14 protein-coding genes are annotated in these 12,679 nt (G+C 67.8%); 9 read left to right on the plus strand and 5 right to left on the minus strand.

Features of this window, described 5'->3' with window-relative positions; all coding sequences use genetic code 11:
• Window position 1: 1 nt before the first annotated feature.
• From ACFYRH_RS10080 to ACFYRH_RS10090, 3 genes are read left to right on the plus strand one after another with little or no spacing between them, the layout of a single operon-like run.
• Window positions 2-1,312, plus strand: coding sequence for an extracellular solute-binding protein (locus tag ACFYRH_RS10080; protein ID WP_387771065.1), 1,311 nt, complete (start codon window positions 2-4; stop codon window positions 1,310-1,312).
• On the plus strand, window positions 1,309-2,259 hold the full coding sequence (locus ACFYRH_RS10085; RefSeq protein ID WP_387771068.1) for a carbohydrate ABC transporter permease: 951 nt from the start codon (window positions 1,309-1,311) through the stop codon (window positions 2,257-2,259). The genes ACFYRH_RS10080 and ACFYRH_RS10085 overlap by 4 nt, the downstream gene beginning before the upstream one ends.
• A gap of 2 nt (window positions 2,260-2,261) precedes the next feature.
• Entirely contained in the window at window positions 2,262-3,092 is an 831-nt protein-coding gene (locus ACFYRH_RS10090) for a carbohydrate ABC transporter permease (protein ID WP_387771071.1), read from the plus strand.
• Window positions 3,093-3,134: 42 nt separating this feature from the next.
• Here ACFYRH_RS10090 and ACFYRH_RS10095 read toward each other — a convergent pair whose 3' ends face one another.
• Window positions 3,135-4,343 (minus strand): TerC family protein, encoded by a 1,209-nt coding sequence (locus ACFYRH_RS10095; RefSeq protein ID WP_387771074.1) that lies wholly within the window; start codon window positions 4,341-4,343, stop codon window positions 3,135-3,137.
• Window positions 4,344-4,444: 101 nt separating this feature from the next.
• On the opposite strand from ACFYRH_RS10095, the gene ACFYRH_RS10100 reads away from it, so the two are divergent.
• The gene (locus tag ACFYRH_RS10100; RefSeq protein WP_387771077.1) at window positions 4,445-5,053 is read left to right on the plus strand and encodes a TetR/AcrR family transcriptional regulator; all 609 of its coding nucleotides are present in this window, start codon (window positions 4,445-4,447) and stop codon (window positions 5,051-5,053) included.
• Between the two features lie 73 nt (window positions 5,054-5,126).
• Window positions 5,127-6,737, plus strand: coding sequence for an FAD-dependent monooxygenase (locus ACFYRH_RS10105; RefSeq protein WP_387771080.1), 1,611 nt, complete (start codon window positions 5,127-5,129; stop codon window positions 6,735-6,737).
• Here the strand turns inward: ACFYRH_RS10105 and ACFYRH_RS10110 are convergent.
• Entirely contained in the window at window positions 6,704-7,267 is a 564-nt protein-coding gene (locus ACFYRH_RS10110) for a helix-turn-helix domain-containing protein (RefSeq protein WP_387771083.1), read from the minus strand. The two genes, ACFYRH_RS10105 and ACFYRH_RS10110, sit on opposite strands and share 34 nt — an antisense overlap.
• A gap of 39 nt (window positions 7,268-7,306) precedes the next feature.
• On the opposite strand from ACFYRH_RS10110, the gene ACFYRH_RS10115 reads away from it, so the two are divergent.
• Window positions 7,307-7,828, plus strand: a complete 522-nt coding sequence (locus ACFYRH_RS10115) for a GNAT family N-acetyltransferase (protein WP_387771086.1) — start codon at window positions 7,307-7,309, stop codon at window positions 7,826-7,828.
• A gap of 23 nt (window positions 7,829-7,851) precedes the next feature.
• On the opposite strand, the gene ACFYRH_RS10120 is transcribed toward ACFYRH_RS10115, so the two are convergent.
• Window positions 7,852-8,475, minus strand: coding sequence for a M15 family metallopeptidase (locus ACFYRH_RS10120; RefSeq protein WP_387771089.1), 624 nt, complete (start codon window positions 8,473-8,475; stop codon window positions 7,852-7,854).
• An 87-nt stretch (window positions 8,476-8,562) separates the two neighbouring features.
• Between ACFYRH_RS10120 and ACFYRH_RS10125 the strand changes: the two genes are divergently transcribed.
• From ACFYRH_RS10125 to ACFYRH_RS10135, 3 genes are read left to right on the plus strand one after another with little or no spacing between them, the layout of a single operon-like run.
• A complete protein-coding gene (locus tag ACFYRH_RS10125) occupies window positions 8,563-9,225 on the plus strand; it encodes a response regulator transcription factor (protein WP_387771092.1) in 663 nt (220 codons plus the stop codon).
• Window positions 9,218-10,345 (plus strand): sensor histidine kinase, encoded by a 1,128-nt coding sequence (locus ACFYRH_RS10130; RefSeq protein WP_387771095.1) that lies wholly within the window; start codon window positions 9,218-9,220, stop codon window positions 10,343-10,345. The genes ACFYRH_RS10125 and ACFYRH_RS10130 overlap by 8 nt, the downstream gene beginning before the upstream one ends.
• A 42-nt stretch (window positions 10,346-10,387) precedes the next feature.
• Window positions 10,388-10,912, plus strand: a complete 525-nt coding sequence (locus tag ACFYRH_RS10135) for a GNAT family N-acetyltransferase (RefSeq protein WP_387771098.1) — start codon at window positions 10,388-10,390, stop codon at window positions 10,910-10,912.
• Here ACFYRH_RS10135 and ACFYRH_RS10140 read toward each other — a convergent pair.
• A complete protein-coding gene (locus tag ACFYRH_RS10140; RefSeq protein WP_387771101.1) occupies window positions 10,909-11,484 on the minus strand; it encodes a hypothetical protein in 576 nt (191 codons plus the stop codon). The two genes, ACFYRH_RS10135 and ACFYRH_RS10140, sit on opposite strands and share 4 nt — an antisense overlap.
• A 207-nt stretch (window positions 11,485-11,691) precedes the next feature.
• Window positions 11,692-12,642 (minus strand): M23 family metallopeptidase, encoded by a 951-nt coding sequence (locus ACFYRH_RS10145; RefSeq protein WP_387771104.1) that lies wholly within the window; start codon window positions 12,640-12,642, stop codon window positions 11,692-11,694.
• Window positions 12,643-12,679: the final 37 nt, after the last annotated feature.

Consider the following 12,679-nt stretch of genomic DNA (forward strand, 5'->3'; position numbering starts at 1 on the left):
GATGCTCACCCGGCGGAAGTTCATCGGCCTGACGGCCGCTGCGACCACGGCCGGCTTCGCGTCCAGCTGCAGCTCGGTCCTGCCCGAACCCGACGTCCAAGCGGCGGGTTTCGGGCAGGACTCGACCGGCACCGTGCAGGTCTGGTGCCGGGCGGCGACGCAGAGCGGTCTGACCGACCTGGTGAAGAAGTTCAACGCGTCCCAGAACCGGCTCACCGTCGAGCTGACGCCGGTCCTGGATGCCCAGTACGTGACCAAACTGGCGACCGCGATCCGCGGCCGGACGGTGCCGGACCTGGTCGACATCGACGACATCAACTCGATGCTGTTCATCTACCGCGACGCGTTCACGGACCTGACGGAACCGCTCGCCGCCCTGGATTTCCGGGACCAGCTCAGCCCCGGCCATCTGCGGCTCGCGACCAAGGACGAGCGCGTGTACGGCGTTCCGTACCTCGCCGACAACTCGATGTTCTGGTTCAACACCGAGCTCTGCGACAAGGCGGACGTCGATCCGGACGAGGCGGTGAAGTCGTTCGGGAACCTGCTCGATGCGGCCCGTCGGGTACGGAAACTCGGCGACGACATCTACGCATGGAGTTTCCCGGCGAACAGCCCGGGCGCACTCGGGTTCGTCGTCCAGCCGATGGTCTGGGCCGCGGACACCGATCTCATCCAGGGCGCCGTCGGCAGTCAGTCCGGGCACATCGTCGGGAACGACACCGTCCGGCAGATGCTCGAGCTGCACCGGCAGCTGTGGGTGGACGGGTTGGTGCCACGGGCGAACTTCTCGGACGACGCGTCCCGGTGGGGCAGTGATTTCCGGGCCGGAAAGGTCGGAATCTTTCCGTCCAACTACAGCGTCGTCGTTTCCGGGTCGGACCCGGCGTTCCACCAGAAGGTGACGCCACGGCTGCTGTCCGGGCCGGACGGCGGATCGGCGTTCTTCGACGGCGGCGACAACATGTGCATTCCGCGCGGCGCCCGGAACGCGTCCGGTGCGTGGGAGTTCGTCCGGTTCGCGCTGGACCTGCCGCAACAGATCGACCTGCCCGCCGGCGGGTACACGCCGGTGCGGTCGGACGCGCGGACGCCGGAGTTCGCGAAGAAGTACCCGTTGGCGACGCTGCCGCTCGAACGCATCAAGGAGGGGTACGCGCCGACAACGCTTTCCTACAACCTCCTCTACAACCAGCCGGACGGGCCGTGGCTGCAGATGTTCCGCCGCGCCGTGTTCGACGGCGAGCTGGAGGCCGCCATGAAGGAAGCACAGCAGAGCTACGACCGCATCCTCCGTCAGGGGCAGGCATGAGTACCGCGGTACGCGGCAATCGCCGCCTGGAACCCGGTCTGCGCAAGCCCAGGCCGGCGGGCGGCCGGGTGGGGCGCGGCTCGCTCACCCATCCGTCCCGGACCGGGCTGCTCCTGGTGAGTCCCGCCGTACTGTTCGTCGGCGTCTTCGTCCTCGTCCCGCTCGGCTTCGCCCTGGTGATCTCGCTGACCAACTGGCCGCTGATCGGCACGGTGAGGTTCAGCGGGCTGAAGAACTACACGGCGATCGTTTCCGACGCCGCGTTCGCCAAGTCCGTCCTCTACACACTGCTCTACACGGTCATCGTGACCGGCCCGATCCTCGTGCTCGGGTACGCGCTCGCGGTTCTGGTACGCCGGAAACGCCCGGGTTCCACGGTGTTGCGCACGGTCTTCTTCCTCCCGTTCGTCGTCGGGCTGTCCACCCTCAGCTTCGTCACCGTCCTGGAGGCACAGCCGGAGAGCGGTGTGATCAACATCGTCCTCCGTGAGCTCGGGATCACCGACGGTACGACGGCCTGGCTGGTGGACGGGCCGCTCGCGACCGGACTGATCTGCGTGCTGGTGATCTGGGCGGTCAGTGGGCTGACGATGATGCTGCTGATGGCCGGTATGCAGGCGATCCCGCGGGAGTACTACGAGTCCGCCGAACTGGACGGCGCCGGCTGGTGGAAACAGGAACGCGAGATCACCATTCCGATCCTGCGCCGGACGATCGCGATGGCGGTGATCATCTCGGTGATCGGGTCGTTGCTGGCGTTCTCGCAGTTCTACATCCTGACCCGCGGCGGTCCCGGGACGGACACCACGACGGTGGTGCAGTACATCTACAACCGCGCCTTCGTCCAGCTGCAGCTCGGTGCCGCGACCGCGCTGTCGATCGTGCTGGTGATCGTGGTGGGGCTCGTCACCGCGGCCCAGTTCCGGCTGCTCCGGGAGAAGGACTGACGATGCGACTCAAGAACACGTTTTACGTCATCGGTGGCGGCGGGGCGTTCCTGGTCTTCGCCGTACCGTTGCTGTGGGCACTCTTCCGGTCGGTGCAGCCGAACGACGTGATCGTCGCGGCCCCGGACGCGAAGACGTTCTTCCACCTCACCTGGGACAATTTCCGCACGTTGATCGAGGGGCCCGGAAACCTGATCCGGGCGGTCGGAAACAGTCTGCTCGTGGCGATCAGTACGTCGGTCCTGACGGCGCTGCTCGCGACGCTGGCCGGGTACGGGTTCGCGCGTTTCCGGTTCCGCGGCGGGCCGTTGCTGTTCGCGCTCGTGGTGGTGTCGATGATGATCCCGTTCCAGGCGATCCTGACGCCGCTGTACCTGGAGATGAACGTACTGCGGCTGACCGACAGCCTGCTCGGGCTGGTGCTCTTCTACACCACGGTCAACCTGCCGTTCGGGGTGTTCGTGATGCGGAACTCGTTCTCCTCGGTGCCGGTCGAGCTCGAGGACTCCGCCCACGTCGACGGGTGCGGAACGTTGCGCATGCTCGGTTCCGTACTGCGCCCGCTGATCACCCCCGGCGCCGCGACGGTCGCGCTGTACGCGTTCCTCGCCGCCTGGACCGAGTTCCTCGGAGCGCTCACGTTCCTGACCAAGGACGAGCTGTACACGCTGCCCGTCGCACTCGTGAACGTCCAGGCCGGCGCGTACGGCGAGATCAACTTCGGCTCGTTGGTGGCGGGATCGGTGATCGCCATGATCCCGTGCGTCGTGCTGTACATCGGCCTGCAGCGGTTCTACGTCTCCGGTCTCGCCTCCGGAGCCGTCAAAGGCTAGACCGGATCCAGGCCCCGGCCGGATCCCAAGACTGGGCCGGATCTACAGACTGGGCCGGATCTCGTGGTCGGCGTGCGCCGTGGCGTGGGCCTCGCCGACCTGCCGGCACAGCGCCATCAGGTCCTCCTCGTTCCGGACCTGCTGTTTGGCCTTCGGACCGAGGTCGGTGATGTGGTCGCGGGCCCGCAGCAGCCGTTGGAAGACCCGTTCCCGCTCCGCCGGGTCGTCGGTGTACTCCGGGTCGAGGTACGCGATCGCGTCGCGGCGGATGTGGGCCATCGCGGTCTGCGTCCGCCCCCGGGTGCTGAACAGTGACGCGAAGATCGTGATCAGCAGGACCACCAGGATCACCGCCAGCGACAGGCCGGTGCTGATCTCGACCACGTCGACGTGGTCGCCGCCGTTCACGAACGGCAAGTTGTTCTCGTGCAGCGCGTGCAGGATCAGCTTGGCGCCGATGAAGACCAGGATCGCGGCGAGCCCGAAGGACAGGTAGATCAACCGGTCCAGCAGACCGTCGAGCAGGAAGAACAGTTGCCGCAGGCCGAGCAGACTGAAGGCGGTCGCGGTGAACACGACGTACACGTTCTGGGTCAGGCCGAAGATCGCCGGGATCGAGTCCAGCGCGAACATCAGGTCGGTGGCGCCGATCGCGACCATCACCAGCAGCATCGGCGTCAGCATCCGGCGGCCGTCGACCACGGTCGTCAACCGGTCCGCGTCGTAGTCGTCGGTGGTCCGGAACAGCCGCCGGGCGATCCGGACGACGACGTTCTGGGCCTGGTGGGATTCCTCGGTTTCCGGCTTCAGCATGTTTCCGGCGGTCAGCAGCAGCGCGATTCCGAACAGGTAGAACACCCAGGAGAACGTGTGCAGCAGTGCCGAGCCGACGAAGATGAACGCGGACCGCGCGATCAGGCTGACCACGATCCCGACCAGCAGCACTTTCTGCTGGTTCTCCCGGGGCACCCGGAAACCGCTCATGATGATCAGGAACACGAACAAGTTGTCCACCGAGAGCGCTTTCTCGGTGATGTACCCGGCGAAGTACTCCGAGCCCATGTCCGTGCCGCCGATCACCAGCGTTCCGAGCCCGAACAGGATCGCGATCCCGACGTACACCGCGGACCACGCCGCGGCCTCGGGGAGTGTCGGCACGTGCGCCGACCGGACGTGGAAGAAGTAGTCGAACAACAGCAGCCCGGCAATCGCGAGCAGCGTCAGCACCCAGACCAGCGGGGACACGGTCATGCCCTAACCCAACCATGCTCGCCCTTCGCGTCTGCCCGACTTCAAGAAAATTGCCGTAAAGGCATCTTTGCTCTTTAGGCAACTTCTGTTACGGTCACTGTATGGCAGACGGGTTGCGGGAGCGCAAGAAACAGGAAACCCGGATCGCGCTGAGCTGGGCCGCGGTCCGGCTCACCGTCGAACGGGGGTACGCCAACGTGCGGATCGAGGACATCGCCGCCGAGGCGGGCGTCTCGCTGCGGACGTTCCGCAACTACTTCGACAGCAAGGCCGACGCGATCGCCGCCCGCGAGGTCGACCGGAGTCTGCGGATCGCCGAGGAGCTCCGGGCCCGACCGGCGGACGAGCCGTTCTGGACCGCGGTCCGGGCCGCGATCGAGACCCATTTCGCGCTCGGCGAGGAGGGGCACGGCGGCAGGCGCCCACCGGACGAGAAATGGCTGACGGGCATCCGGCTGATGATGACCGAGCCCGCTCTGCAGGGTGCGGTCGCACGTGCCTACGCCCGCGCCGGTGACGAACTGACGGCCGCGATCGCGGAACGGACCGGAACGTCGGGGCTGTATCCGCGGCTGGTTTCCGAGGTGATCAACGCGACCCGTGGCGTCGTCACGGCCGAATGGCTGCGCGCCGACCCGCCGCGTTCCGTCGCTGACCTGCTGGCGGAGGCACTCGACCTGGTCGCCGCCGGTCTGCCGGTCCCCGAGTAACACCCAGCTTCACAGCTTTGCGAACCCCGGCGGGCCGCCGGGGCGGTCAGTCACGCCTGAGTGGAGGGACGTCATGGACGCTGAAGTCGTCATTGCCGGGGCCGGACCGAACGGCCTCATGCTGGCCGGTGAGCTGCTGCTCGCCGGAATCCGGCCGATCGTGCTGGAGAAACTGCCGGAACGCAGTACGACGCCACGGGCCAACGGTCTCGTCGGCCAGGTGGTCCGGATGCTCGACCGCCGCGGAGTCTTCGAACGCCTGAGCGGAACGACGGGAGCGCCGCAGCCGGCTCCTGGTTTCGTGTTCGGTGCGATGCCGTTGCGTCTCGACCTGCTCGAGGAGAACCCGGTCTATCTGCTGCAAGTGCCGCAGGCGCGGATCGAGGAGGTTCTCGAGGAGCGCGCGCTCGAGCTCGGGGCCGAGATCCGGCGCGGTCACGAGCTGCTCGGGTTCAGCCAGGACGCTGACGGGGTGACGATCTCGCTGTCCGGTCCCGAGGGGGAGTACGAGCTCCGGGCCGGGTATCTCGTCGGCGCCGACGGCGGTCGCAGCGTGACGCGGAAACTCGCCGGGATCGACTTTCCAGGTGTCACCAACGATTCGATGGTGTCCCGGACGGGGACCGCCGCGGTACCACCGGAGTACGTCGAGAACGGCGTGCTGAAGATTCCGGGGTACGGCGTGGTTCCGCCGTTCCTGCATCAACGGACGGAACGCGGACTGTTCGTGTGGGCACCGTTTTCGAATCGCTTGCCGGCGGTGAGTACCGGCGAGTGGGAGGCGCCACCGGATGGTGAGATGACGTTTGCGGAACTACAGGCGAGCGCGGACCGAGTGCTCGGCGTACATCTGCCGCTGGTCGAGCCGGCGGGTGACGGGGCGCGGCAGTTGCGGCGGGTGGTCGGCGGAAACAGCCGGCTGGCGTCGCGGTTCCGTTCCGGACGGGTGCTGCTGGTCGGTGATGCGGCGCATGTGCATTCCGCGATCGGCGGGCCGGGGCTGAATCTCGGACTGCAGGATGCCGTCAACCTCGGGTGGAAGCTGGCGGCGGAGGTGCAGGGTTGGGCACCGGCGGGTTTGCTCGACACGTACGAGTCCGAGCGGCGGCCGGTGGGGGAGCGGGTCGTGATGCAGACCCAGGCCCAGTCCGCGCTGATTGCCCCGGGCAACGACGTGACAGAGTTGCGGAAACTGTTCGGGGAATTTCTGGACGATCCGCGGAACGTGCAGCGAGTGGCGGACCTGATTTCCGGCGCCGACATCCGCTATCACGACGGTCCGCACCCGATGGTCGGCAGGTGGGCACCGGACCTCACGATCAGGAACGCGTCGGGGACTCTGCGATTGGCGGAGTTGATGCGGGCCGGCAGACCGCTGCTCGTCGACCTGACGCCCGGCGGCGCCTTCGCAGCCGAGCCCGTGCCGGAACAAGTAGACGTGATCACCGGCCGCGGCGAGCGACAGATCGCCCTCCTCGTCCGCCCCGACGGCTACGTCGCGTGGGCCACAGAACTCGCCGCCGCAGCGCCACAGAACGAGGCAGCGTCGCCGGATGGAGATGCGGATGACCTCGACGTCGCGGTCCACCCGGATTCGCAGGATGCCGGCGTTGCCATCGCGGCATTGCGGGAGGCGGTCGAGCGGTGGTTTCAGGTGCGGCCCTTGACCAGCGCGACGAGGTAGCGGCAGGGCGTCGTACCAGGGTTGTGGAAGGTGGTCGCCGACGGTGGGCCGAGTTGCAGGCAGTCGCCGGTGTGGAGGTCGTGGACCTGGGAGCCCTCGTGGAAGCGGAGGTTCCCGTCGAGGATCCACAGCTGCTGGTTCTTGAAGATGTAGGCGTCGGCCGGGTACGAGACCGAGGCGCCGGCCGGCAGTTCCACCTCGACCAACTCCAGTGGGCCATCGGTCGCCGGGGACACCGCACGCCGGTGGTACCCGGTGACCGGGTCCGTCCAGACCGGCTGGTCGTCCGCTCGGCGGAGCAGTTCGCCCGTGCTCTCCGCGCGGGCGACCAGCTCGGACAGCGTCATCCCGAGTGCCCCGGACAACTTCCCCAGCAGTACGGCGGTCGGTTGCGCCTCGCCGCGCTCGATCTTCCCGATCATCGCCCGCGACACCCCCGACCGCTCGGCCAGCGCGTTCACGGACAGGTCCTGCGCGGTGCGTGCCTGCTGCACGGTGGCCGCCAAGGAACGAGACAGATCATCGATCACACTTGCCACTATAGCGCCACTTATGGCTACTATCGTGCCATGATTTACGTCAGAGACGCCTCGGAGTCCGATGCCGAGGCCTGCGCGGCGATCTACGCGCCGTACGTCACCGGCACCGCGATCACCTTCGAGATCGATCCGCCGACCCCGGTGGAGATGGCCGAGCGGATCACCAAGGCGCAGGCCACTCACGCCTGGCTCGTCCTCGAAGACGAGAACCGCGTGGTCGGGTACGCATACGCCGGCCCCATGAAGCCGCGCGCCGCGTACCGCTGGTCCTGCGAAGTCAGCGTCTACGTGGAACCGGGCCGCCGCCGCTCGGGCGCCGGCCGTGCCCTGTACGAGGCGCTGTTCGAGCGTCTGACGGAACGCGGTTTCCGGACCGCCGTGGCCGGCATGACCCTGCCGAATGCCGCCAGCGAAGGGCTCCACAAGTCCCTCGGTTTCGAACCCATCGGCACCTACCGGAACATCGGCTGGAAACTCGACGCCTGGCACGACGTCGCCTGGGTCCAGCGCCCACTCGCCGAACTCCCCGATCCGCCGACGGAACCCCGCTAGCGGGACGGAATGCCAGACTCGACCTAGCTCATCGGTGGGCAGGTGCCGCCGGGCTCGGTGACCAGTTCGAAGTGCCACATCTCGTTGGACAGCGTCTGGCAGAGGCCGAAGCGGTTGCCCTTGCGGATCAGCCAGTCGTCGGCGTCGGTCGGGCCGATGTCGACCGCGTGTCCCGTCACGTGGTGCGACTCGTCCGGGTCGGCGACCCACTTGAGCGCCTTCTTCTTGCTGCCGTACTTCCGGATCGCCTTTTCCAGCAGCTCTTCCTGGTATTTCCGGCTCCGCCAGCCGGTGGTGACCTGCATCGTGATCCCGTCGTCCTTCATCGCGGCCTCGGCCTGCTGCACCGCTTTCCGGAGCGCCGGGTCGAGCTTCGCGATCCCGGGCAGGTTGGCGTCCGACGCGGACGTGTGATCCGGCAGGACGCCGTCTGCGGCGCCCGGGTCGCCCGAGCCGGATGCACCGCGACCGGAACCGCCCCGCGTCGGACCGGACGTGGAGCCCGATCCCGGTGGCGCGTCCTGCGCGGAAACCGCTGTACAGGCGGCCAGCGAGAAGCAGATGACAGTGGCAACGATCGCCAGGCCGGCCGAGGTGGCCGACCGGCGTCCGCGCCGGTGGTTGGCAGCGAGGTGATCGATGAGCATGCCGACAGTCCATCCGGAACGATGTTGCCGGAGCGTCTGCAATTCCGGATACGTTTTCCATACACCGCACCTGCTTCAATGGGCGGTATGCGGGTGCTGGTCGTCGAAGACGAGGTCTATCTCGCCGAGGCGATCCAGGCGGGCCTGCGGCTGGAGGCGATCGCGGCCGATCTGGCCTTCGACGGGCACGCCGCGCTGGAGTCCGTCACCGTCACGGCGTACGACGTCGTCGTGCTGGACCGGGACCTCCCGGGTGTCAGCGGCGACGAGGTGTGCCGGCAGATCGTTGCGCAAGGCATCGGGTGCCGCGTGCTGATGCTGACCGCTGCCGGTGATCTCGACGACAAGGTGGCCGGGTTCGAGCTGGGCGCCGACGACTACCTGACCAAACCGTTCGAGCTCCGCGAACTCGTCGTACGCCTCCGCGCGCTGGTTCGGCGGCCCGCGGTGACGAACCCGACGGTGCTCGAGTACGCCGGGGTACGGCTGGACCCGTTCCGGCGCGAGGTGTACCGCTCCGGGCGCTACGTGAAACTGCAGCGGAAACAGTTCGCCGTACTCGAGGTGCTGATGGCAGCTCGGGGTGGGGTGATCAGCGCGGAAACTCTGCTGGAGAAAGCCTGGGACGAGAACGCGGACCCATTCAGCAACGCGGTCCGGTTGACGATCTCCGCGCTGCGGAAACGGCTCGGGGATCCGTGGGTCATCCACACCGTCCCCGGTGTCGGCTACCGGATCGGCGATGAGTGAGACGCGGGCCGGTGGCGTGAGCGACGAGCAGTTGATCACCTGGCGGCCGCGGTTGACGGTCCGGTTGCGGCTGACGTTGAGCTACGCGGGCCTGCTGGTGATCTCGGGCGCCGTGGTCGCCTGCATCATCTGGCTGGTCTTCCGGATCGTTCCGAACTATCCGCTGACCGCCGCGAACCCGCGTGACCTGCGCGGCGGATTGCCGCCGTCCCGTGGCGAGATCCTCGATCTGGTGGTGAAACTTTCCGCCGGGGCGCTCGGGTTTCTGGCGATCGTCGGGTTGGCCGGCGGATGGTTCCTCGCCGGCCGGATGCTGCGGCCGCTGCAGGAAATCACCGCCGCGGCGCGGAGAGCGGGCAGCGGATCGCTCGACCACAGGATCGGGTTGACCGGGATGCGCGACGAGTTCACCGAGCTCTCGGACACGTTCGACCAGATGCTGGACCGGTTGCAGCGGTCGTTCGAGCAGTACCGGCGGTTCGCCGCGAACGCGTCCCACGAGCTGCGGACACCGCACGCGGTGATGAAGACGATGCTCGACGTCGCGCAGGCGGATCCGGAACATCAGGATGTTCCGGAACTCGTGAAACGACTGGCGGAAACAAACCAGCGCGGAATCGACATCGTCGAGGCACTGCTGAGCCTGACGGCCCTGAACAACCGGAACACGCTGGACGAAGCGGGCGAGCTGGACCCGGTCGACCTTTCCGCGGTACTGCGTTCCGCCTGGCCGGCGTTGTCGGCAGAGGCAACCGCGGCCGGGGTCACCCTGGCGTCCGAGCTGGCGGAATCTGTTGTTGAGGGCAACGACGTGCTGCTGCGACAGGTGCTGACCAACCTGGTGCAGAACGCGATTCGGCACGGAGGCGGGTCGGTTGAGGTCACCGTGCGCGGCGGCGAACTCGTCGTACGAAATGATGGTGACCTGCTGGATCCGGAACGCGTTCGGACCTTCACGGAACCGTTCACGAAGGATCGGTACCGGGCCGGTCACGGGCTCGGGTTGGCGTTGGTGAGTCGGATCGTCGAGGTGCATCGCGGTCGGTTGGAGCTGGTCGCGAATCCGGGTGGCGGGCTGACGGTGACCGTCGTACTGCCCGAGGCTCGCGTAGATAGCTGAGCCGGCAGCAGGTTGGCCCGGTGCGAGAGCGAGGATTGTCCGGTGAGTGACGACCGCCAGCCAGAAACCAGCCCGCCTGCCGGCCACAAGGTGACCGTTCGGTTCGCCCGGGAAGAGGACGACGCCGCGCTGCTCGCGATCGAGCGGAGCGCCTGGGATGCGTCGTCCGGGTTCCCGTCGTACCAGGACAGCCTCCAGGACACGTTCTTCAGCCGCAGCGGTCCGGAGGCACACCTGGTCGCGGAGTACGACGGGAAACTGGTCGGCTATCTGCGGCTCCAGGACAAGTACCCGTTCCCCGAGGGCGCCGGCGTACTGACGATCAACGGCGTCGCGGTCGCGCACGACGCCCGCCGCCTCGGGGTGGCGAACGCCCTGATGGAGGCCACCACCACCGAGGCCCGCAACCGCGGCGCCCGCAAGATCAGCCTGCACGTCCACAGCACCAACGCGCCGGCCCGAGCCCTGTACGAACGCCACGGCTACGTCCTCGAAGGCACGCACCCCCGAGAGTTCCTCATCGAGGGCACCTACATCGACGCCCTGGACATGGCAAAGATCCTCTAACGACTGATCACCGGCGTGTAGAAGTCCCAAACGGACGTCGACGCCGGCACGTACACGCGGTACCTGCGTGTTCTGCCGGGGTAATAGGTGTACGAGGCCTGCCCGGCGGCGTTGGTGGTGACGTAGGCCAGGCCCTTCCAGGTGGTCGTGCCGATCTCCTGGTACTGCAGGAGCAGCTTGCGACCTGCCCAGCGGGCGTACGTGTTGGTCTTCGGATTGAAGTACCAGACCGTAGTCAGGAAAGCGGTTCTGGTGCCTTTCCGTCCGGCATTCACACTCGCCGACGAAGCGAACCTGACCTCGGTGTACGCAGGCAGCAATGTCGCCACCTTGTTGCCACTCTGGTCGGTGCCGCCCTCGGCGTCGCCGACCCAGGTGACCTTGCCGACCGGCACGTATTTGGTCGACAGCGATACACCGGGACAACTGCCCTGCTGGCAGAGGACGCTCTCGCTGTAGCCGTTCTTCCAGGTCGCAGTCCAGGCGGCGCCGTACATCGTCGACGGACAGTCGCTTCCGAGCGGAACGGCGTAGTGCGTGGTGGCCGCGTTCATCGCCAGTTTGGGTGGCACCTTGAAAGAACATGTCGAGGCTGCGACCTGTGTGCCGGTGGCTTCGGCAGGTTGGGTTGCGATGAGGCCGGAGGCCAGGAGAGCGATGGCCAGGGCCGACTTGCGGAGCTTCAAAAGTTCCCCCTCTTCGAAGTGTCGGGGGAACAGTAGCGAGGCGCCGGGCTCATCCGGGGGATGGGCGCGGCGCCTCGCGGGCGGTGCCGGTTGTTACGGGTTGAGGCCGTGTTCGCGGAGCCAGGGCTCGGGGTCGATCGGGGCGCCGCCGCCGGGCAGGACCTCGAAGTGGACGTGCGGGCCGGTGGTGTTGCCGGTCATGCCGATCCGGCCGACCATGCTGCCGGCCTGGACCGAGTCGCCGACCGAGACGTCGAACTCTTCCATGTGGCTGTACGACGTGACCGTGCCGTCCGAGTGCCGCACCTTGACCTGACGCCCGTACGCGCCTTCGAAGTCGGCCTGGATGACCTTGCCGGCCATCACCGAGCGGACCGGCGTACCCATCGGGGCCGCGAAGTCCAGACCGGTGTGGTTGTGGGCCCACCGGCCGCCGGCTTGGTTGAAGCGGGCGGTCAGGTGGTAGCCGGTGGTCGGCAGGACGATCGTGGACTTGGCCTTCTCGGCGGCCGCCTTGGCCGCCGCCTTGAGGGCCGCTGCCTTCGCGGCGACCTCGGCCTTCGCCTCGGCGAGGGCCTTGGCGTTGGCGGCGGCCTTCTTCGCCGCGGCCGCCTTGGCCGCGGCCAGCGCGAGCGCCCGGCGCTGCGTCAGACTCGCCTGCGCGGCGAGCTTGGCGGCCCGCTGCTGGGCGACCTTCTGGGCGGCCGCCTGCTGCGCCGCCTTCTGGGCCGACGCCAGCGACAGGTCGATTCGGGCCATGTCCCGCGAGCCGAGGTCGCGCCGGTCGATGCGAGCGGCGTTCAGAGCGTCGGTCTGTGAGGGGCTCAGGCCGGTGCTCTGCGGTGACGACGGACCGGACGCCGCCGAGCTGAGGCCGACGGTGGTGGTCCCGGCCGCGGCCGCCAGGGCGGCGGTCAGACCGATGATCTGGGTACGACGGGTCGCGTGGCGACGGATGAAGCGGTGCTTGGCCACCCGGCGCAGCGCAGCCGGATGACGCGACGCCGGCCGGTCTGCGTCCGGCGCGTCTTGATGAGTGGGCACGACAAACCTTCCAGGGAGGGGCTGTCGCCGTTGAGGG

The organism is Kribbella sp. NPDC004875, from assembly GCF_042873375.1.
GTDB lineage: Bacteria > Actinomycetota > Actinomycetes > Propionibacteriales > Kribbellaceae > Kribbella.

Excerpts from the sequence above, each read along its gene's own strand:
- ACFYRH_RS10080 (WP_387771065.1), top strand. The coding sequence starts at position 2 with ATGCTCACCCGGCGGAAGTTCATCGGCCTGACGGCCGCTGCGACCACG.
- ACFYRH_RS10085 (WP_387771068.1), top strand. The coding sequence starts at position 1,309 with ATGAGTACCGCGGTACGCGGCAATCGCCGCCTGGAACCCGGTCTGCGC.
- ACFYRH_RS10090 (WP_387771071.1), top strand. The coding sequence starts at position 2,262 with ATGCGACTCAAGAACACGTTTTACGTCATCGGTGGCGGCGGGGCGTTC.
- ACFYRH_RS10095 (WP_387771074.1), bottom strand. The coding sequence starts at position 4,343 with ATGACCGTGTCCCCGCTGGTCTGGGTGCTGACGCTGCTCGCGATTGCC.
- ACFYRH_RS10100 (WP_387771077.1), top strand. The coding sequence starts at position 4,445 with ATGGCAGACGGGTTGCGGGAGCGCAAGAAACAGGAAACCCGGATCGCG.
- ACFYRH_RS10105 (WP_387771080.1), top strand. The coding sequence starts at position 5,127 with ATGGACGCTGAAGTCGTCATTGCCGGGGCCGGACCGAACGGCCTCATG.
- ACFYRH_RS10115 (WP_387771086.1), top strand. The coding sequence starts at position 7,307 with ATGATTTACGTCAGAGACGCCTCGGAGTCCGATGCCGAGGCCTGCGCG.
- ACFYRH_RS10120 (WP_387771089.1), bottom strand. The coding sequence starts at position 8,475 with ATGCTCATCGATCACCTCGCTGCCAACCACCGGCGCGGACGCCGGTCG.
- ACFYRH_RS10125 (WP_387771092.1), top strand. The coding sequence starts at position 8,563 with ATGCGGGTGCTGGTCGTCGAAGACGAGGTCTATCTCGCCGAGGCGATC.
- ACFYRH_RS10130 (WP_387771095.1), top strand. The coding sequence starts at position 9,218 with ATGAGTGAGACGCGGGCCGGTGGCGTGAGCGACGAGCAGTTGATCACC.